The organism is Cryobacterium sp. TMT2-10 (assembly GCF_004403075.1).
In the GTDB taxonomy this organism is placed as follows: Bacteria; Actinomycetota; Actinomycetes; order Actinomycetales; family Microbacteriaceae; genus Cryobacterium; species Cryobacterium shii.
On the sequence record NZ_SOGW01000112.1, the window covers coordinates 19480 to 39748 of the forward strand.

The following is a 20269-nucleotide window of genomic DNA, read 5'->3' on the forward strand; positions in this document are numbered from 1 at the left end:
CCATGGCCGCACTCAATCTGGGCAGTACCGATTCCCGAACGACCGTCACCGTCCTCGACGAGGGCTCCGACGAGGGCGCCCCCGCCGCGGGCACGAAACGCCGCGCCCGGTTCCATACCCTGACCGTGGCCGACGTGCGCCAGCTCACCCAGGACAGCGTCGAGGTGACCTTCGCGGTCCCCGAGGAGCTGCAGGGGGAGTTCGACTACGACCCCGGGCAGCACCTGGCCCTCCGCGCCACCATCGATGGCCGCGAGCTGCGCCGCAGCTACTCGATCTGCCGCCCCCGCGCGGTGGGATCGGTCAGCGTCGCCATCAAGCGCGACCTCGGCGGCGTCTTCTCCAGCTGGGCGAACACCGAACTGCGCGCCGGGGACCAGATCGACGTGATGAGTCCGCAGGGCACCTTCACCACCGCCCTGGACTCCCTCGACGACAAGCACATCGTCGGCATCGCCGCCGGCAGCGGCATCACGCCGCTGATGTCGCTCGCGCACACGGTGCTCGAACGCTCCGACAGCTCGCGCTTCACCCTCGTCTACACGAACCGCACCGCACTCGACGTGATGTTCCTCGACGAACTCGCCGACCTCAAGGACAAGTACCCGGCCCGGCTGGCACTGCACCACGTGCTCTCCCGCCAGACCCGGTCCTCGTCGCTGCTTTCCGGCCGGATCGACGAGGAGAAGCTGCGCCTGATGCTGGCCAACATCATCCGTCCCGCCGCGGTCGACGAGTGGTTCCTCTGCGGCCCGTTCGAGCTGGTGCAGCTGTGCCGGGACACCCTGGAGAGCGTGGACGTCGAGCCGAGCCACATCCGGTTCGAGTTGTTCACGACCGGGGAGCCGACGCACGCCGCCGGCGACACCGGGCGGCCGGTCATCGTCGGGATCGGCGACAAGACCTTCGAGATCGAGTTCACCCTCGACGGCGAGAGCGCCACGGTGACCACGCCGGTCAACGCGCACGAGAGCATCCTGAACGCCGCCCTGCGCGTGCGCCCCGACGTCCCGTTCGCCTGTGCCGGGGGAGTGTGCGGCACCTGCCGCGCCAAGCTCGTCAGCGGTGACGTCACGATGACCGAGAACTACGCCCTGGAGCCCGACGAGATCGCCCGCGGCTACGTGCTCACCTGCCAGTCGCACCCCACGACCGACAAGGTCGTCGTCGACTACGACGTATAGCGCCCGTTGGAGCGCCAGCAGAAGCGCGCGTTGAAGCGCTAATAAATAGGTACGGCGCGCAAGCGCAGAAAGCGGTTCCCGTGATCGATCTGACCATCACGGACGACGTTGCCTACGTCGTCCTGAACGCCCCGGACAAGTTGAACGCCCTCGACCAGGCGGCCCTGGCCGACCTCGAGGCCGCCTACGAGACCGCGGAGGCGGCGGGTGTGCGCGCCCTCGTGCTGCGCGGCGAGGGGCGGGCGTTCTGCGCCGGCCGCGACATCTCGGGCGTCGACCCGCGCGACGACGACGTGATGGGTTTCCTGGGGGGACTCGTCACCCCGCTGTTGCAGCGGATGAGCGCGTTCCCGGCCCCCACCTTCGCCGCCGCGCACGGGGCGTGCCTCGGCGTGGGCCTCGGGCTGCTGATCGCCACGGATGTCGTCTACGTCGCCGACACCGCGAAGATCGGGTCCCCGTTCGCGAACCTCGGCGCCACCCTCGACTCGGGCGGGCACGCCCTGTTCGTGGAGCGGCTCGGCGCGCATCGCACGCTCGACCTGATCTACTCAGGCCGCCTCATGTCGGGAGCGGAGGCCGTGGCCTCCGGCCTGTTCAGCCAGGTCTTCCCGGCCGACCAGGTCACGGATGCCACGGAGCGGGCCGCCGAGCGGGCCGCGCATGGTGCGACGCAGGCGTTCCTCGCCAGCAAGGAACTGGTGCGCGCCCTCCGGGACGATCGCCTCGGTCTCTGGCAGAGTGTCGCGGCGGAGAACCGGGCCCAGGCGGCGCTCTGCGACACCGCGGACTATCGCGAGGGCTTTGCCGCCTTCCAGCAGAAGCGCAAGCCCGTCTTCACCGGCCGCGACTGACCCCGCTCACCCCGCTCACCCCGCTCACCCCGCTCACCCCGCTCACCCTAACCGCCAGACCCGATGTCGTGTGAACCAATTCGACGGAGATTTTGCGTTAAAAAGGGTTTCCGGAGGTGTTCGGGGCAATTTTTGGCAAAATCTCCGTCGAATTCGTTAGTTGCCCGTGCCCGGCGGGCCTAAATGCCGGCCGCGTTCAGAGGCCGCGACTGACCGGATCATCCCCGCGCGTCCCGGCCACGCGCGTCCTACGCCGCTGCGCTGGTGGCACGCCATGCGCGAAGCGGCGCAGCACCCGCGTAGCCCCCCCCGGCGCCTGACGACGGATGCCCCGGGCGAGAACAGAGGAGGGGTGCGCATCCGCAGATGCGCACCCCTCCTCCTTCGAGCTCGCGTGCGTTGCCGTAGTGGGCAGCCCGCGCTTCGCAACCGGCCCGCTACGCGGCCGCGCCGCCCAGGTACGCGTTGTGCACCTCGGGCAGTTCCACCAGTTCGGCCGGCGTCCCCGTGAGCGCCACCCGTCCTCGGTGCATGACGACCGCGCGATGCGCGATCTTGAACGAGGCGCGCACGTTCTGTTCCACGAGGAGCACCGCGAGCTGCTTCTCGACGCAGAGCCGGGAGAGCACCTCCATGATCTCGGCGACCACCTTCGGCGCCAGTCCGATCGACGGCTCGTCCAGCATGATCGCGGTCGGGTCGGCCATCAGGCCGCGCCCGATGGCCACCATCTGCTGCTCGCCGCCCGAGAGCGTACCGGCGGCCTGACCCATGCGGGTCCGCAGCCGGGGGAACAAATCGAGGATCGACTCGACGTCACCGTTGCCCTTCTTCGTCCAGGCGCCCAGCATCAGGTTGTCACGCACCGAGAGGGTGGGGAAGCAGAGCCGGTTCTCGGGCACGTGGGTCAGGCCGAAGCCCGCCATCTTCTCCGAGGGCTTGCCGGTGATCGTGCGGCCCTCGAGGGTCACGCTGCCCGCGGTGGGCCGGATCTGGCCGCTCACGGCCCGCAGCAGGGTCGTCTTGCCGGCCCCGTTCGAACCAACGACGGCCACGATTTCCCCGCGCGCCACCTCGAAGGAGACCTGGTGCAGCACCGCGAGCTTCCCATAGCCGGCGTCGAGGCCGGAAACGATTAGCGTCATGCGTGCTCCTCCAACTCGATCAGTTCCGCTTCGGCCTCATCGAGGTCCGTGCCCAGGTAGGCCACCACGACGGCCGGGTCGTTGCGAACCGACTCCGGGTCTCCGTGTGCGATGAGCACGCCGTCGTCGAGAACCGCGACGTGGTCAGCGAGGCTCATCACCTGCGCCACATCGTGCTCGACGAGCACGATCGTGAGCCCGGCGGCCCGCAACCGCCGCAGCAGCTCGGCCATCACGTCGCGTTCCGCGCCGGACAGGCCGGCCATCGGCTCGTCGAGCAGCAGCAGGGCCGGCTCGGCGGCCAGGGCCCGGCAGACCTCCATGATGCGCTGCTTGCCGAACGAGAGGTCCGAGGCCGAGTCGTCCGCGGCATCCGTCAGCCTCATCGACGCCAGGATCTCGTAGGACGCGGCGCGGTGGGCGCTCTGCTCGCTCGATTGCAGTCCCAGCATGCCGCGGAGCACGCCGGCGCTGCCCTTGCGATACCGGCCCATGTACACATTGCCGACGACATCCGTCGACGTGAACACCTGCAGGTTCTGGAACGTGCGGGTCAGCCCGTGCGCGGCGGCCACGTGCGGTTTGCGGCCGGAGATGACCTGACCGAGGAACGTGACCGTGCCGGAAGTCGGGGTCAGGGCACCGGAGATCATGTTGAAGCAGGTCGTCTTCCCGGCACCGTTGGGCCCGATCAGACCCAGGATGCTGCCGGCCGGCACAGAGAGGCTGACATCGTTGACAGCGACGACACCCCCGTAGCGCTTGGTGAGGCCGGAGATCACGAGGATCGGCTCGCCGGCCGCGACCGGAGTGCTGACCGCCGGGAGCTGCGGGATCGTCGTGTCGTCCTCAGCGGCGTGCGCATGCGCGTCGACGGGCGGGCGCTTCCCCCCGAACGGCAGCTTCTGCCACAGGGTGGTCGCGGCCTGGAAGAGGCCGCCGGGGAGCAGCAGGATCACCAGGATCAGCACGATGCCGTAGCCGAGCAGCTGCACCTCGCCGGTGGCGCCGGGGAAGATGGCCGGGATGATGTCGCGCATGCCCTCGCCGAGGAACTGAACGAGGAAGGCGCCGGCGACGGCGCCCCAGACCGATCCGAGGCCACCGATGACGACCATCAGCAGGATCGAGACCGACAGGTGGAATTCGGAGGTCGACGGGCTCACGATCGCGACCTGGTACGCGTAGAAGACGCCGCCGAGGCCGGCGAACCCGGCGGAGAGCACGAAGACCTTCAGCCGCAGGGCGTAGGTGTTGACGCCGAGGCTCTCGGCGGCGAGTTCGGAGTCGTTGACGGCCGAGAGGGCGCGACCGGCGCGGCTGCGGGTGAGGTTGAGGGCCAGGATCAGCCCGATCACCACGAACGGCGTCACGAACCAGAGGAAGAACCCGTTGTTGTCGATCGGGATCCCGAAGACCGTGGGCCGCGAGATGCCGTAGATGCCCGTGGTGCGTCCGGTGACGTCCCATTCGCGCACGCCGATCATCACGATGAAGCCCAGTCCCAGGGTCGCCAACGCGAGGTAGTGGCCGCGCAGGCGCATCAGCGGAAGGCCGACGAGCAGGGCGACCAGCATCGCGGCGAGGACGCCGATGGTGGCCGCGACCGGACCGGGCAGATCGAGCTTGGTCAGCAAGATCGCGTGCGTGTACGCACCGATCGCGAAGAACGCGGCCTGCCCGAGGCTGACCTGCCCGGCCAGGCCCATCAGCAGGTTGAGCCCGATGGCCGGCAGGGCGAAGATCATCGCGAACACGACGATGTTCATGACCGAGGAACTGGCCGTGAAGGGGACCACGATCATCAGAACGACGAGGACGCCGCAGCCGATGAGCATGCTCTTGTTGTTCATCCAGAAACGGGCTCCGGGGGAGCGCATCCCGGCGGGGACCGGTGTGGTTGCATGTGTCATTTCGCTACACCCTGACCGCTGTGGGCTTGAGAACGAGGCCCTGGGGACGGACGACGAGCACAAGGATGAGGATGAGGAAGGCGGCGCCGTCCCTCAGGCCGGATGCGACATAGCCGGCCACGTAGGCCTCGATCATGCCGAGCAGGAGTGCCCCGACGATCGCCGCACGGAAGGAGACGAATCCGCCGAGGACGGCGGCGACGAAGCCCTTGAGCCCGAGCAGCACGCCACCGGACCAGAGGGAGAGGTAGATCGGGGAGGCCACCACACCGGCGACCGCCCCGACGAATCCTGCAATCGCGAACGCCAGCACCGACGCGGCAACGGGGGAGATCCCCACGATGCGCGCCGCGACGGGCTGCTCCGCACACGCCCTCAACGCCTTGCCCCAGCGGGACTTCTCGTAGAAGAGCACGATTCCCCCGCCGACCACGACGAGGGCGCCGATCATCCAGAATTCCTGCGAACGGATGCTCACGCCACCGATCAGGATGTTGGTCCCCGGGAACAGGGGCACCCCCTTGGCCTCCGGACCCCAGGCCAGCAACATGATCGCCTGCAGCAGCGTGGAGACGCCGAGGGTCAGGATGATGGACGTGAGCGGAGTCAGCTTCTTCACCCTCGCGATGATCAGCCGTTCCATCGCGATGGCCACGAGGGTCACCGTGAGGATGGCGACCAGCACCCCGAGGAAGAGGGGCATGCCCGCCGCGACGAGCCAGGCGGAGCCCAGGCCGGCCAGCATCGCGAACTCGCCCTGGGCGATGTTGATGACGTGGCGCACGGTGTAGACGGCGATCAGCCCGACGGCGAGCAGGGCGTACACAGATCCCTGTGAAAGCCCTGCCACCGTCAGTTGCAGGAAATCAGTGAGCACAATCAGTCCTTGAGGAGGTTCCAGCGACCATCCTCGGCCTCAGCCAGGATGAGGGCGGAGGCGTCAAGGCCGGAGTGGTTCTTCGCGGTCATCTTGAAGACCCCCGAGATGCCGGTCCACTTGGCGGTCTCGAGCTCGGTGCGCAGGGCCTCGGGGTCGGTGCCGACCGCGTCGATCGCGTTCACGGCGATGTGCCAGGCGTCGAATGCGTGGCCGGCGAAACCGGAGGGCTGCTCGCTGTAGGCCTTGCTGTAGTCCGCCTTGAACTGGTCGATGACCGTGCTCTGGGGGTTGTCGGCAGCCAGCTGGTCGGCTACGAGCAGGCGGCCCATCGGGGCGATGACGCCGTTGGCGGCGTCACCGGCAGCGTCGAAGAACGCCTGGTTCGAGATGCCGTGCGAGTGGTAGACCGGCTTGTTCACGCCGAGCTGCACGTAGGCCTTCTGGGCCAGGCCGGCGGAGGGGTTGATGCCCCAGATGATGACGGCGTCCGCGTCCGAGCCGCGCACATTGGTCATCTGCGGGGTGAAGTCGGTGGCGCTCGGCTCGAAGGCCTCCGTCATGACGAGGGTGATGCCGCGCTCGGCGCCGAGCTTCGTGATGTAGTCCGCGACCCCTTCGCCGAATCCGGTGGCGTCGCGAACGAGGGCGAGCTTGGTGTAGCCCTTGGCCTTGGCGTCGTCGAGGATGCGCTCGATCACCACCACGTCGTTCTGCGCGGTCTTGAAGACCCACTGGGAGCCCTCGACGATGGCGATGTTGGCGGCGACGGAGATCATCGGGACCTTCGCGGCTTCGGCGATGGGGCGCATGGCCAGGCTGGGCCCGGTGCGTGAGGCGCCGATGATGAGGTCGACCTTGTCGCTCTCGATCAGCTTGCTGGTGGCCTTGGCCGCGCCGTCTTCGGTCGACTGGTTGTCGACGATCGTGAGCTCGACGTCGCGGCCGTCGATGCCGCCGTCGGCGTTGAGCTGCTTGGCCAGCATGGTGAGGGTGTTCTGCTCGGGGACGCCGAGGCTGGCGCCGACGCCGGTGACGTCGAGAACGGCGCCGATCTTGATCGGCTCTGCCTCCGCGGCGGGGTCGGCGTCAGCCGTTCCCCCGAGGTTCGAGGTGCTGCATCCGGCCAGCGCAAGGGCTGTGACGACGGCAATCGGCGCGATGAAACGCAGACGAGACTTCTTCATTGGAATCTCCTTCAGAGGAACAGATAATTAGTGACCGACCAGTCGTTCACTAATTCAGGTGTGGCCTGACAGTATCGTGGCGCCATCGTTCGGGGCAAGGGTCTCGGACGTACTCGTTGGTAACGAGTGGGTGACGTTCCGCGCCGTCAGGCCAGGGCGAGCATGCCGGCCGCCGCCAGTGCCAGCGCCAGGCCCAGCCACTGAACCGGGGCGATCCGTTCCCGGAGCACCACGGCGGCGAGCAGGATCGTGCCGGCCGGATACATGGCCGTCAATACGCTCATCACGCTCAGATCACCGGCACGGATGCCCAGCAGCAGCAGGAAATTGGCGACCACATCGACCACGCCGCAGGCGGCCGCGAGGCGCAGGCCTATGAACAGGGTCGACCGGCGGTGGGACGTGGCGTCGGCATTCGTCTGGGTGTCGGCACTGGCATTCGCGATCGCGTCGGCTCCCGCCTCGCCGGTCGTCGCCGGCAGGGTCCCGGCGACCGTGAGCGCGCGGCGCCGGCGCAGCGCGACCAGGGCAAGCAGCCCGACGACGGCGAACATGATCGACCCGTTCACCGCGCGGTTCAGCACCAGTGGAACGAGTCCGCTGTCCTCGGGAGTCAGGTCGATCATGATCATGAAGGCGCCGATCATGGCTCCCGAACCCAGTGCCATCAGCACGCCGATCAGGCTCGGCCGCACTGCGCCGCGCTCCGGCACGAAGCCAACGAGCACAACCGCGAGCAGGGCGAGACCCAGCGCCCAGTAGCCGATCGGAGCCAGCCGGTCGCCGCCCGCGAGCCCCACGGTCGCCGGCACCACCGCCGACACCACGGCGGTGAGGGGGGAGAGGATGCTCATCGGCCCGATCGCGAGGCAGGCGTAGAGCAGGGAGATGGCGATGGCGCCGCTGACTCCGGACGCCGCGCCCCAGAGCACGGCCTCGGCCGACCAGGCTCCGCCCACGAACGGCAGGAAGAGCAGCAGGGCGACCAGCCCCGAGGTCGCCGCGACCGCCGTCGCCAGCACCGAACTGATGCGCTTGGCGGCCAGGCCGCCCAGGAAGTCGGCGCTGCCGAAAATGAGCGCGCCGGTCAGGCCCAGAACAGCGGTAAGCATAGAACCAGAGCCTACCGATCGGAGGCCCATGCCGCCGCCCGCGGCGGCTTAGGCTCGAGTAATGCGAAGAAACAAGGTTCAGCGCCGATCTGTCCGAGTGCTCCTGGGTGCCGGCCTGGTCGCGGCGGCGCTGGGCTGGTCGGCCTCCCCGGCGCTCGCGCACAACGATGCGGTCGAGTACTCGCCGGCGGAGGGCGCGGTCGTCACCGAGCAGCCCGGGATGTTCCGGGTGACGACGAACGACGAGTTGGTCGACCTGGGCGAGGGTTCCGGTCGCGCCATGGCGATCAGCGGTCCGGCGGACGCGACCACGCCGCTGTACTACGGCGACGGCTGCGTCACGCTGGCCGGTCCCAGCATCGAGACCACGGCCCAGCTCGGGCAGCCGGGCGAATACACCGTCACCTGGCAGGCGGTGTCGGCCGACGGGCATCCGGTGTCCGAGGAGTATTCGTTCACCTGGCAGCCGGCCGAGGGGCAGGCCCTGGCGGCCGGGTCTGCGGCGGTGCCGACCTGCGGCCAGGCCGCCGGGTCGACGGATGCCACAGCCGCTCCGGCCGAGCCCGGGGGCACCGTTCCCGACGCCGCCTGGATCTCCGCCGCTGCCGCCGCAGTGGTCCTCGCCGGGGCCGTCGCCCTCTTCGCGATCCGCCGCCGCACCCGGCGCACACCATGATCGCCCGCGCAGCCCGAATAGCACGTCACTCCTGTCGGCTCCTGGGCGGCCGTGTCGGAGGTCGCAGGTAGAGTTACCGGGTGAGTTGGAACGCCGAAATACCGTGGGATCCTGACGAGTTCGAACCACCCGACGAGTTCGACGCACCCCCGCCACCCGACGGCTATTCCGGCGGCGCGACCGCGTGGGAGTCCGCCCCGGCAGGCCTGAGCGGCGCCGGCCCGGCCCCCCAGCGTCCGGCGGTCGCCCCGCCGCGCCGCGCCTCCGCGAAATTCGGGACCGCCGCCGAGGCGCTGCACACCGTCTTCGGCTACGACTCCTTCCGCGGCGAGCAGGCCGCGATCATCGACCAGTTGATCGGCGGCGGTGACGCGGTCGTGCTGATGCCCACCGGCGGCGGCAAGAGCCTCTGCTACCAGATCCCCTCGCTGGTGCGCGAGGGAACCGGCATCGTCATCTCGCCGTTGATCGCGCTGATGCAGGACCAGGTCGACGCGCTGACCGCGGTCGGCGTGCGCGCCGCATTCCTCAATTCCAGCCAGGATGCCGCCGCCCGCGGCCAGGTCGAACGCGATTACCTCGCCGGCAACCTCGACCTGCTCTACGTCGCCCCCGAGCGGCTCTCCTCCGAAGCCACGAAACGCTTCCTCGACCGCGGCACCATCGCCTTGTTCGCCATCGACGAGGCACACTGTGTCTCCCAGTGGGGGCACGACTTCCGTCCCGACTACCTGGCCCTGTCCGAGCTCGCCGACCGCTGGCCCGACGTGCCCCGCATCGCCCTCACCGCCACGGCCACCGACGCCACCCACAAAGAGATCACCACCCGCCTGCAGCTGGGTGAGGCCCGCCACTTCGTCGCCAGCTTCGACCGGCCGAACATCCAGTACCGCATCGTCGGCAAGGCCGAGCCGCGCAAGCAGCTGCTCGCCTTCATCAAGGCCGAGCACCCCACGGATGCCGGCATCGTCTACGCCCTCAGCCGCAAGACCGTCGAGGCGACCGCCGACTTCCTGCGGCAGAACGGTCTCAACGCCCTGCCGTACCACGCGGGCCTGGACCAGGGTCTGCGCGCCCGCACCCAGTCCCGGTTCCTCCGCGAAGACGGCGTGATCATCGTCGCCACCATCGCGTTCGGGATGGGAATCGACAAGCCGGATGTGCGCTTCGTCGCCCACATCGACCTGCCCAAGTCGGTCGAGGGTTACTACCAGGAGACCGGCCGCGCCGGCCGCGACGGCCTGCCCTCCACCGGTTGGCTCGCCTACGGCCTGCAGGACGTCGTGCAGCAGCGCCGCATGATCGACGAGTCGCCCGGAGACCTCGGGCACCGCCGCAAACTCTCCGCGCACCTCGACGCGATGCTCGCGCTCTGCGAGACCGTGAGCTGCCGCCGGGTGAACCTGTTGCGCTACTTCGGCCAGTCCAGCGAACCCTGCGGCAACTGCGACACCTGCCTCGAGCCCCCCGACGGCTGGGACGGCACCGTCCCCGCCCAGAAACTGCTCTCCACCGTGGTGCGCCTGCTCCGGGAGCGCAACCAGCGCTTCGGCGCCGGCCAGCTGATCGACATCCTGCGCGGCAAGGTCACCCCGCGCACCACCCAGCACAGCCACGACCAGCTGGCCACCTGGGGGATCGGCGCCGACCTCAGCGACCAGCAGTGGCGCGGCGTCGTGCGGCAGTTGCTGGCCCAGGGCTTCCTGGCCACCTCCGGCGAATACGGCACCCTGGTGCTCACGGATGCCGCGGCCGAGGTTCTCGCGGGCCGCCGCACCGTGGAGCTCCGTACCGAGCCCGAACGCGCCGCCCGCCCGGCCGCCGGCGTGCGCAAGGGTGCGGCGAAGGCGGCCGCGGCCGATCTCAGCCCGGAACAGGGCACGCTGTTCGAGGCGCTGCGGGTCTGGCGCTCCGCCCAGTCCAAGGAGCAGGGCGTGCCCGCGTACATCGTCTTCGGCGACGCCACCCTGCTCGCAATCGCCGCGACCCGGCCGGTCTCCCTGGCCGACCTGGACGGCATCTCCGGCGTGGGCGCCAAGAAGCTGGAAGCATACGGTTCCGCCATCCTCGAGGTCGTCGCGGCCGGCGCCTGACCCGCGTCGCCGCTGCACCGATCCCGGTCCTGCCGTGAACCGGCGAAATGGCGCCGGACCGAGTAGAACTGAGTCATGGACTGGACCGAGTACTTCGACACGCAGACCGGCCGGCCGCCGCGGTCGGTGCTGCTGCGCACCCTGGGCCTGCGCGGCGACTCGGGGCCGGGCACCGCGGTCGACCTGGGCTGCGGTGAGGGCACCGAGACCCGGCACCTGCTCGCCGCCGGCTGGCGCGTGCACGCGTTCGACGCCGACCCGGGCGCCGAGGCGCGGGTGCGGGGTGCCCTGGACCGCCCCCGGGCCGAGCGCCTGACCTTCCATTCGGCGCGGTTCGAGGACTTCCCCGCGCTTCCCGCCGCCGATCTCGTCTATGCGGGTTTCTCCTTGCCCTTCTGCGACCCGAAAGCGTTCCCCGGGCTCTGGACGGGCATCCGCGGAGCCCTGAACCCGGGCGCCTGGTTCGCCGGCGAGTTCTTCGGCCCCCACGACGCCTGGGCCGGTCGCGCCGACATGAACTTCCACGACCGGGAAGGGGTCGATGCCCTGCTGGCCGGCCTGGACCTCGTCGACGTGATCGAAGACGACCGCCCCGGCCAGTCCGCGTTCGGTCCCCGGCACTGGCACGTCTTCCACGTCATCGCCCGCGCCTGACCCTGCCCCCACGCCCAGCCCGGCTCTAACCAATTCGACGGAGATTTTGAGTTAAAACCACGTTTTCGGCCATTTCTGGGTTCGTTTCGGCAAAATCTCCGTCGAATTGGTTCGGGCGGGAGGGCGCCGGAGGGGAGCCCTAACCCGCCCCGTTTGTGGGTATGGGTGAAGCCAGGCCGGTAAGCATTGTGGGGAAGCTACAAGACGGATGCCGCGCCGAGCATGCTTTGTTGTAGCCCCGTCACGCACTATTTCCCCCGCTTGCACGAGCGACCTAACGTATAAGAAAATTTCGAGTTCGCGCGAAGACGAAGGACCAATGATGGTTGACACTGCCCAGCGCTCCAGCAACAAGACCCCCGCCCGCCCCACGGGAACCCCTGCCGTGACCCCCGGCGTCGACACCGGCCCGGTGCTGATCGCCGGCCAGTCCGGCGCTCCCACGATTGACCTGGAGTCGCTGAACCGGCGGCTCCTCGGCACCTGGGCGGACGTGCGCCTGAAGGCCCGCGAGCTCACCGCCCGCCCCGACCTGCAGCGGATCGAAGGCCAATCCATGGCCGAGCACCGTGCGCGCGTGCTGGGTCAGCTCAAAATCCTCGCCGAGAACGGACACGTGCACCGCGCGTTCCCGGCCCACCTCGGCGGCGCCGACGACCACGGCGGCAACATCGCCGGGTTCGAGGAGCTGGTCACGGCCGACCCGAGCCTGCAGATCAAGGCGGGCGTGCAGTGGGGACTGTTCGGGGCTGCGGTGCTGCACCTCGGCACCGGGAAGCACCACGACGCCTACCTGCCGGGCATCATGACGCTGGAGGTGCCCGGCGTGTTCGCGATGACCGAGACCGGCCACGGCTCCGACGTCGCCGCCATCGGCACGACGGCCACCTACGACCCGGCCACGCAGGAGTTCGTCATCGACACCCCGTTCCGCGCGGCGTGGAAGGACTACCTCGGCAACGCCGCCAAGGACGGCATCGCCGCTGTGCTCTTCGCCCAGCTGATCACCGACGGCGTCAACCACGGCGTGCACGCCTTCTGGGTCCCGATCCGCGACGAATCCGGGACGTTCCTGCCCGGCATCGGCGGCGAGGACGACGGTCTCAAGGGCGGCCTGAACGGCATCGACAACGGCCGGCTCCACTTCGACGGGGTGCGCATCCCGCGCGAGAACCTGCTCAACCGCTATGGCGACGTCGCGGAGGACGGCACCTACAGCAGCCCGATCGCCAGCCCCGGCCGCCGCTTCTTCACCATGCTCGGCACCCTCGTGCAGGGCCGCGTCTCGCTCGACGGAGCCGCCACCCAGGCGTCGGCGATGGCCCTGACGATCGCCATCACCTACGGCAGCCAGCGGCGCCAGTTCACGGCCGGCAGCGACACCGACGAAGAGGTCATCCTCGACTACCAGCGCCACCAGCGCCGGCTGCTGCCGCGCCTGGCCACCACCTACGCGCACACCTTCGCCCACGACGAGTTCCTGGTCAAATTCGACCAGGTCTTCAGCGGCACGGCGAGCACGGATGCCGACATCCAGGACCTGGAAACCCTCGCCGCCGCGCTGAAGCCCCTGTCGACCTGGCACGCGCTGGACACCCTGCAGGAGGCCCGCGAGGCCTGCGGCGGGGCCGGCTTCCTGGCCGAGAACCGGCTGGTCGGGCTGCGGGCCGACCTGGACGTGTACGCCACCTTCGAGGGTGACAACAACGTCCTGCTCCAGCTCGTCGCCAAGCGCCTGCTCACCGACTACAGCCGCAGGTTCGCCTCGGCCGGCCCCGGCGTCCTCGCCCGCTACGTCGTGCAGCAGGCTGCGGGCCGCGCCTATCACGGCTCCGGTCTCCGCAGCCTCGCCCAGGTGCTCACCGACTTCGGGTCGACGGCCCGCTCCGTCGGCCACCTCCGGGATGCCGAGGTGCAGCGCGAGCTGCTCACCGACCGGGTCGAGACCATGATCGCGGAGATCGCGGGCAAGCTCCGCCCGGCCGGCAGGCTGCCCGCGAAAGAAGCCGCGGCCCTGTTCAACGCCAACCAGGACCAGCTGATCGAGGCGGCCCGCTCCCACGGGGAGCTGCTGCAGTGGGAGGCCTTCACCCGGGCGGTGGAGACCACTGAGGATGCCGGCACGAAGCAGGTCCTGACCTGGCTGCGCGACCTCTTCGGTCTCGGGCTGCTCGAGAAGCACCTGGCCTGGTACCTGATCAACGGGCGCCTTTCGGCGCGGCGCGCACAGTCGGTGACGTCCTACATCGACCGCATCATCGTGCGACTGCGCCCGCACGCCGTCGACCTGGTCGACGCGTTCGGCTACAGCCCGGAGCACCTCCGGTCCGCGATCGCGAGCGGCGCGGAGCAGGAGCGCCAGGACGAGGCCCGCGACTACTACCGCGGCCAGCGTGCCTCCGGGCAGGCCCCCGTCCCCGAGAAGTCGCACAAGCCCCAGAAGCCCGCCCAGTCCCCGAAGGCCGGCTAGCAGTCCCCGTTCCGGTCGAGAGTGCCCGATCCGCGGGTCACTCTCGACCGGAACGGGAACCCTCGCCCCGTAGGCTCGGGGGATGCGTACCTTTTATCCCGAGATCGAACCCTACGAAACCGGACTCCTCGAGGTCGGTGACGGGCAGACCATCTACTGGGAGGCATCCGGCAACCCCGACGGAAAGCCGGCCGTGTACCTGCACGGGGGACCGGGCGGCGGGTCGAGCCCCAAGCAGCGCCGCGTCTTCGACCCCGAGAAGTACCGCATCATCCTCTTCGACCAGCGCGGCTGCGGCCAGAGCACGCCGCACGCGAGCGCAGCGGATGCCGACCTCAGCACGAATACGACCTGGCACCTCGTCGCCGACCTCGAGAAACTGCGCGAGCACCTCGGCATCGAGCGCTGGCTCGTCTGCGGCGGCTCCTGGGGCAGCACCCTCAGCCTCGCCTACGCGGAGACGCATCCCGAACGCGTCACCGAACTCGTCCTCCGCGGCATCTTCACGCTCCGTCCGGTGGAGCTCGACTGGTTCTACGAGGGCGGCGCCGCGGCGATCTACCCCGACCTGTGGGAAAGCTTCATCGCCCCGGTCCCGGTGGAGGAGCGCGGCCACCTGATCCAGGCCTACCGGCGCCTGCTGCACGACCCGGACCAGTTCGTGCGCGAACGGGCCGGGATCGCCTGGTCCACCTGGGAATCGTCGACGATCACCCTGCTGCAGCAGCCCGACACGATCGCGCACTTCACCGAACCGGCCTTCGCCGTGGCCTTCGCCCGGATCGAGAACCACTACTTCACCAACTCCGGCTGGTTCGAACCGAACCAGCTCATCCGCGACGCCGACCGTCTGAGGGACATCCCCGGCGTGATCGTGCAGGGCCGCTACGACATGTGCACCCCCGCGTTCACCGCCTGGGACCTGCACCAGAACTGGCCCGAAGCCGACTTCCGGCTGATCCCGGATGCCGGTCACTCCTTCGACGAACCCGGAAACCTGGACGCCATCATCGAGGCAACCGACCGGTTCGCAGGGTAACTTCTTCCCATGACTTTCAACGACAACGCGAACATCGGCGGCGGCCGGGTCAGCAAGCGAGGCCGGAAGACAGGCGTCGCCGTGGGCGGCGGCGGGCTGGGCGTGCTCGCCCTGTTCCTGCTCTCCCAGTTCCTCGGCGTCGACCTGACCGGGCTCGCCGGGGGCGGCCAGTCGGCCGTCGAGCCCGGCAGCGTCTCGAACCTCGCCGAGTGCACGACCGGCGCGCAGGCCAACGCCGACGTGGGATGCCGGATGAAGGGTGCCGCGGCATCCCTCGACACCTACTGGACGGAGGAACTGCCCCTGCTCGGCGTCGCCTACCAGCAGCCGCAGCCGGTCGGGCTGTTCACCGACAGCACGGACAGCGGCTGTGGCGCCGCATCGAGCGCCACCGGCCCGTTCTACTGCCCGCCCGACGCGACCATTTACATCGATACCGCGTTCTTCGACGATCTCCGCACCCGGTTCGGCTCGTCGGGCGGCCCGCTGGCCGAAATGTATGTCGTGGCGCACGAATGGGGCCACCACATCCAGAACCTGGAGGGAACCCTCCAGAAGTCCCAGGACGGGCAGACCGGGGCCGCTTCCAACGCGGTGCGGGTGGAATTGCAGGCCGACTGTTATGCCGGCGCGTGGGCCGGAGCGGCCTCCGAGACCCGGGACGCCGGCGGGGTGCCCTTCCTGAAACCGATCACGGAGGCGCAGATCCAGGATGCGCTCAGCGCGGCATCCGCCGTCGGAGACGACCGCATCCAGGCGGCCACTTCGGGGCAGGTGAACCCGGAGGCTTGGACCCACGGCTCCAGCGCCCAGCGCCAGCGGTGGTTCCAGACCGGCTTCGGCGGCGGCGCCGCCAGCTGCGACACGTTCGCCCCGGCCGACGCGGAGCTGTGACTGCCGCTTCGCCGGCCGGCGCGGGCCGGCCGGCGAAGCGGCAGTCGTTTCAGCTGCACTGGGCTCACTGACCCACTGCCGACAGCTCGAAGCTGTGGCTGGGGGTCGACTTGTAGTTGGAATGCACCTCCACCGCGATGACGTTGGCGCCGGTTCTGAGTGCCGACCCGGGAACGCTGACTGTCACCGGGTTGGCGACCGCGGTGGATGCGGATACCGCCACGGTGGCGTAGGTCGTGGACGTCACGGCGCCGGCGTTGATGTTCTTGCGCAGAACTTCCACTCCGTTGACGTAGGCGACGATGCCGTCGTCAGCGCGCGTGGTGAGCGTCATCGTTGCCACCTTCGTCGCATCGGCCACATCGAATGACTTGCGGTAGTACGACGTGAGCGGCTTGGGATCGGGGGACGTGAGAGTCGTGCCCAGGAGTGCCTGGCCCCAACCGAGCGGCGCCGCACCGGTCGACCACGTGGAGGAGTCGTATTCCGGCGCTTGCCACCCGGCCGGAGGCGCCGTTGCGCCGAACGAGTAGGCCCAGGTCGCACCGGTGTTGACGAATGTCGTCGTCACCGGCTGAGGCTCCGGAGCGGGCGCTGCGGCGACCACGGTGGCCGGTGTGCTGGCGGACCAGTTACCGGCGCTGTCGGCGGCCCGCACGAAGTACTTCGTTCCGACGGCCGCTGCGGGCAGTGTCACGGTGAGCGAGCCTGTCGTCGCAACCACTCGGTCGTCACGGAGCACCTGGTACGACAGCCCGGCGCGGTTGTCGGTGGAACCGCTCCACTTCAGCACATCATTCGCACCCGAGGGCGTTACCGAGAGCCCGGACGGGGCACTGGGAGCCTGCGTGTCATTCTGCGCGAAGCGGACGAAACCGCCTGACCACTGCTTGGCGAAGTTGGACTTCACCGACGCCTCGTAGTCACCGCCGAACCAGGTGACGCCCGTCGAATCGTTGAACAGCGCCCACGCGCCGGCACCGTTTCGCTGGCTGACCATCGGGCTGAACGTCGAGATGGGCTTGCCGGTGACGTTGTCCCACGCACCCGCGCTGCTGATCTTCGTGGCCCGGGTCCAGCCCGTGCCCACCGACGGCCACCGTCGGGCGCCGGCGTAATTCGTGTAGAAGCAGTGGCATCCGCCGTAGACCGTTGTCCCGTCACTGGAGATGGCCTGGAAGTCACCACCCGACTTGCCGACGTTGGTGCTCGTCTCGGTCATGCCCGTTCGGTCGTAGCTGTACAGCATGTGCTCTGACCCGCCGATCCAGACCTTGTCGCCGACTTCCTTGACCGCCTGCTGGTAGTTGGCGGTGCTGGAGAAGTCGATGGTCCAGGGGACGACCGACGCGTCTGCCGCGTTCAGCGCGGCGCCCTTGACGGCCGCGGTCGTCTTCGAGGCGGTGAAGTACCCCGCGAAATAGACCCGGTCTTTCTTCGGAGACGCATCGAGCGCCATCACCGTGCCGTTGAACTCGGGGTTCCAGGTGCGGTCGGGGGTTCCGTCCGTGACGGAAACCCGGCCCGCCGCTCGAATGTAGACCGGACTCGTGGCCGAGCCGCCGGTCATATGGGTGAATGTCCCACCGACGTACAGCAAGTTGTCCTGCACGTCCAGGGCACGAACAATCGGCACCCCGCCGCTGAGGTTGTTGATCAGCGTCGTGGTGAAGGTGGTGCTCGTGGCGCCCGTCGCGGGATCCAGGACGACCAGGCCGGCGCGAGCCGCTCCGTTGACCTGCGTGAAATAACCGCCGGCCGCGATCCGCCCGTCCGGCAGCACGGCCAGTGCTTTGACCTGCTTGTCGAACGTCGGACGGAATGACGAAATGAACTCGCCGGTCTTCACGTCGAACGCTGCGAGATAGGGCTGTGCAACCTGGCTGGCACCTGCCGACGTCTTCTGCACCGTGAGGAAGTTACCGCCGACGTATACGACGCCGTTGCCTTCAGCGAAGGCAGACACTTCGTTGCTGCCTTCCACCGAGTTGGGGCCGGCGCCCAGTCCACTGACTCCCCACACCGTCGGTTTGGCGAAGCTTTCGGCGGAGCCCGCCTTCTGGTACTTGGCCGTCCCTGCATCGGGGATGGCGCTGTAGATGGCGCTGCTCAGCAGCTGGGGGCGAAGATAGACCTGTGTGAAGGGTCGGGGGTTTCCGGCGGTGGCGCTCGGGGCCCAGAGATAGCTGGCGGCATCGCTCGACCCGCGGGCGGCCGTCCCGAACCCGAACCCGGGCTGCCAGCCCTGATTGGCTCCGGTCACGGTTTCAATTCGATTCAGGGCGGTGCCCGATCCGAAGGCGCTGGTTTGGCCGCCGGTGCCGGAGAGGGTGCCGATCCGCCAGGACGCGACTCGCTGTTCGTTGTTGAACATCCACGACCACTCATCGCGTGGCGAGGAAAACGTGAAGGTGCTCTCCTGCCACGTTGTTCCGGCGATGTCGGCGGCGCGCCGCAGACGGATGCCGTCCGGCAGAGATTTCACGGACTGTCCGTTCAGGAGCGCTCCGATCACCACACTGGAGAGCTGCTTCGGGGCGAACGCCGCCTGGCCGGTTATCGTGCTGCGAACCTCGGCGGCGGTCCCCTGGCCTTCATCGGACTCGGACCATCCGCTCCTGCCCCGTCCGACCAGTACCCAACCGCCACCGGTGGTGTCCTGATCACAGTAGAACTGTCCGGCGGACCCGAGTAGTGGTGTGTTCAACCAGTACACGCCGCTGGGCGCAGCGGGTGTGACCTGCTTGATCTCCCAGCAGGACGCTGCTGCCGTGGCTTCGGAGAGGCCGTCGGGTGATGCTGGCGCCGCACTGGCACCCACAGGTACCAACACCGAGGCGAGAATGACGCCGGCTGCCGCCAGGACCCCGAGGCGTCCGGTCGTCGAACGGCCGTTCCGCCGTGGGTTGCGCGCGATGTGATTGCTCATCGTCCCGGCTTTCGGGTCGCGGGGGCGGGGCAGGGTCGGGGTGATTTTCACGGTGATGATCTCCTGTAGTTCGGGTTACAGGCGGACGATGGTCACAGCAGCCGATCGTCCTCGCCGCGTCAACAAGCAAACGTGAGAGAAAATCAGCAATGTGCGCAGCATAGCCCGATTGCAATTTGGTAAAAGCCCCCCCGTTCGAGTGGCAAATGGGGGGCGGTGACGGCGATCCGGAGTGGTCTAGGCGTTGCGGGCTCTGTGCGACGTTCTGCCTCCGGCGGGGCCGGCACCGTTGGCGGTGCGCAGATTGATGTACTTACGACGCATAGAAATCACGGTGTGCAGAAGGTTCACGGCGAACATCGCGGTATACGCGATGACGAAAATTGGCGGGAGTCCCCACAGGAGAAACATCCAGCAGAAGGCTCCCGTGTCGGTCGGCAACAGCAGAAAAGACCGTGTTGGGCCCGCCTCGGGGGTTGGCGTCGAGTGCGGTTTGGATAATTGTTCGGCGAGGATCTGGCTCATGAATTCGACCACGCTCACCAGGCAATAGCCCAGCACCACTGCGAGAACCCAGGACGGCTGACCCTGGATCGAGAATCCGACCAGCACTGCGAGGTGAATCGCCGGAGTTCGCCACGCGTCCACCACATGGTCCAGCCACTCTCCGGCCGGGCTGCCCGTGTGCTGCAGGCGGGCAACCTGGCCATCCGCGGAATCAAGCAGATAACCCGTCGCGAGCAGGATCGCCACGAGGACGCCCACCCATGGTCGGGGATCGCCGGTAACCAGGAGCGCGATCGCCGCGAGCGAGAAGGTCGCGCTGAGTGCCGTGACGGCGTTCGGAGTCCAGTGCATGGCAAAGGCTGCCGCAGCCGCATAGCGGCCGAGGCGCCGGTTCACCCAGCGCGTGTAGGCAGGCACGCCGATGCCCGGTTTCTGGGCGGCGTTCAGTCCGGTGAGCGCTTCGCGATACCGGTGCGTCCGCTCCTGGTTGGGGCCGAACCAGACCGAGCCGTGCCTCCGCTTCGCTGCTGCGGCGGAAGCCGCCCCGCCGGCTCCGGGATAATCGACAGGGCTCGGGGTCACCGCCGCTGATTCGAAGCCAGGATTGGGTTTCACGAGACCCGTGAGCCCCGTGGCCACGGCCCGGCGGCTGGAAAGCAAGGGACGAATCGGCTTCCGGTTGGGCGACACGGGGACTCCTTTGACTTTAATCGGTGCCCATTCGGCACGGTAGTG

General features: G+C 68.7%; 15 protein-coding genes. 8 read left to right on the forward strand and 7 right to left on the reverse strand.

Annotated features, from left to right (window positions below):
• Positions 1 to 2: 2 nt before the first annotated feature.
• Positions 3 to 1184, forward strand: a complete 1182-nt coding sequence (gene paaE, locus E3T37_RS14110) for a 1,2-phenylacetyl-CoA epoxidase subunit PaaE (RefSeq protein WP_134367858.1) — start codon at positions 3 to 5, stop codon at positions 1182 to 1184.
• Between the two features lie 80 nt (positions 1185 to 1264).
• Positions 1265 to 2038, forward strand: a complete 774-nt coding sequence (locus tag E3T37_RS14115; protein WP_134367860.1) for an enoyl-CoA hydratase/isomerase family protein — start codon at positions 1265 to 1267, stop codon at positions 2036 to 2038.
• Between the two features lie 437 nt (positions 2039 to 2475).
• Here E3T37_RS14115 and E3T37_RS14120 read toward each other — a convergent pair whose 3' ends face one another.
• The 5 genes from E3T37_RS14120 to E3T37_RS14140 all read right to left on the reverse strand — a co-directional run bounded on the left by E3T37_RS14120 (position 2476) and on the right by E3T37_RS14140 (position 8272).
• Positions 2476 to 3183: an ABC transporter ATP-binding protein gene (locus E3T37_RS14120; protein WP_134367862.1), complete on the reverse strand. Its 708-nt coding sequence runs from the start codon at positions 3181 to 3183 to the stop codon at positions 2476 to 2478.
• On the reverse strand, positions 3180 to 5096 hold the full coding sequence (locus E3T37_RS14125; protein ID WP_134367864.1) for an ATP-binding cassette domain-containing protein: 1917 nt from the start codon (positions 5094 to 5096) through the stop codon (positions 3180 to 3182). Before E3T37_RS14125 ends, E3T37_RS14120 begins: the two co-directional genes overlap by 4 nt.
• A 4-nt stretch (positions 5097 to 5100) precedes the next feature.
• Entirely contained in the window at positions 5101 to 5973 is an 873-nt protein-coding gene (locus E3T37_RS14130) for a branched-chain amino acid ABC transporter permease (RefSeq protein WP_160141074.1), read from the reverse strand.
• A 2-nt stretch (positions 5974 to 5975) separates the two neighbouring features.
• Entirely contained in the window at positions 5976 to 7160 is a 1185-nt protein-coding gene (locus E3T37_RS14135; protein WP_134367867.1) for an ABC transporter substrate-binding protein, read from the reverse strand.
• Between the two features lie 146 nt (positions 7161 to 7306).
• Complete coding sequence (locus tag E3T37_RS14140) at positions 7307 to 8272, reverse strand: EamA family transporter (RefSeq protein ID WP_134367869.1); 966 nt, start codon at positions 8270 to 8272, stop codon at positions 7307 to 7309.
• 61 nt (positions 8273 to 8333) lie between these two features.
• Between E3T37_RS14140 and E3T37_RS14145 the strand changes: the two genes are divergently transcribed.
• The 6 genes from E3T37_RS14145 to E3T37_RS14170 all read left to right on the forward strand — a co-directional run bounded on the left by E3T37_RS14145 (position 8334) and on the right by E3T37_RS14170 (position 16098).
• Entirely contained in the window at positions 8334 to 8948 is a 615-nt protein-coding gene (locus tag E3T37_RS14145) for a copper resistance protein CopC (RefSeq protein ID WP_134367871.1), read from the forward strand.
• 80 nt (positions 8949 to 9028) lie between these two features.
• On the forward strand, positions 9029 to 11041 hold the full coding sequence (recQ, locus tag E3T37_RS14150; protein ID WP_134367873.1) for a DNA helicase RecQ: 2013 nt from the start codon (positions 9029 to 9031) through the stop codon (positions 11039 to 11041).
• A 75-nt stretch (positions 11042 to 11116) separates the two neighbouring features.
• On the forward strand, positions 11117 to 11695 hold the full coding sequence (locus E3T37_RS14155; protein ID WP_134367875.1) for a trans-aconitate 2-methyltransferase: 579 nt from the start codon (positions 11117 to 11119) through the stop codon (positions 11693 to 11695).
• A 322-nt stretch (positions 11696 to 12017) separates the two neighbouring features.
• Entirely contained in the window at positions 12018 to 14165 is a 2148-nt protein-coding gene (locus E3T37_RS14160) for an acyl-CoA dehydrogenase (RefSeq protein ID WP_134367910.1), read from the forward strand.
• A gap of 82 nt (positions 14166 to 14247) precedes the next feature.
• The gene (gene pip / locus E3T37_RS14165) at positions 14248 to 15204 is read left to right on the forward strand and encodes a prolyl aminopeptidase (protein ID WP_134367877.1); all 957 of its coding nucleotides are present in this window, start codon (positions 14248 to 14250) and stop codon (positions 15202 to 15204) included.
• Positions 15205 to 15213: 9 nt separating this feature from the next.
• Positions 15214 to 16098 carry a neutral zinc metallopeptidase gene (locus E3T37_RS14170; protein ID WP_134367879.1) on the forward strand — a complete coding sequence of 295 codons (885 nt, stop codon included), beginning with the start codon at positions 15214 to 15216 and terminating at the stop codon, positions 16096 to 16098.
• A 64-nt stretch (positions 16099 to 16162) separates the two neighbouring features.
• Here E3T37_RS14170 and E3T37_RS14175 read toward each other — a convergent pair whose 3' ends face one another.
• A complete protein-coding gene (locus E3T37_RS14175; RefSeq protein ID WP_134367881.1) occupies positions 16163 to 19078 on the reverse strand; it encodes a fibrinogen-like YCDxxxxGGGW domain-containing protein in 2916 nt (971 codons plus the stop codon).
• A 186-nt stretch (positions 19079 to 19264) separates the two neighbouring features.
• Positions 19265 to 20224 carry a CDP-alcohol phosphatidyltransferase family protein gene (locus E3T37_RS14180; RefSeq protein ID WP_241976101.1) on the reverse strand — a complete coding sequence of 320 codons (960 nt, stop codon included), beginning with the start codon at positions 20222 to 20224 and terminating at the stop codon, positions 19265 to 19267.
• Between the last annotated feature and the right edge of the window lie 45 nt (positions 20225 to 20269).

Bases quoted from the DNA above. Each gene is read 5' to 3' on its own strand.
- E3T37_RS14160 (WP_134367910.1), top strand. From the start codon at position 12,018: ATGGTTGACACTGCCCAGCGCTCCAGCAACAAGACCCCCGCCCGCCCC.
- E3T37_RS14145 (WP_134367871.1), top strand. From the start codon at position 8,334: ATGCGAAGAAACAAGGTTCAGCGCCGATCTGTCCGAGTGCTCCTGGGT.
- E3T37_RS14170 (WP_134367879.1), top strand. From the start codon at position 15,214: ATGACTTTCAACGACAACGCGAACATCGGCGGCGGCCGGGTCAGCAAG.
- E3T37_RS14135 (WP_134367867.1), bottom strand. From the start codon at position 7,160: ATGAAGAAGTCTCGTCTGCGTTTCATCGCGCCGATTGCCGTCGTCACA.
- E3T37_RS14120 (WP_134367862.1), bottom strand. From the start codon at position 3,183: ATGACGCTAATCGTTTCCGGCCTCGACGCCGGCTATGGGAAGCTCGCG.
- E3T37_RS14125 (WP_134367864.1), bottom strand. From the start codon at position 5,096: ATGACACATGCAACCACACCGGTCCCCGCCGGGATGCGCTCCCCCGGA.
- paaE (WP_134367858.1), top strand. From the start codon at position 3: ATGGCCGCACTCAATCTGGGCAGTACCGATTCCCGAACGACCGTCACC.
- E3T37_RS14155 (WP_134367875.1), top strand. From the start codon at position 11,117: ATGGACTGGACCGAGTACTTCGACACGCAGACCGGCCGGCCGCCGCGG.
- pip (WP_134367877.1), top strand. From the start codon at position 14,248: ATGCGTACCTTTTATCCCGAGATCGAACCCTACGAAACCGGACTCCTC.
- E3T37_RS14140 (WP_134367869.1), bottom strand. From the start codon at position 8,272: ATGCTTACCGCTGTTCTGGGCCTGACCGGCGCGCTCATTTTCGGCAGC.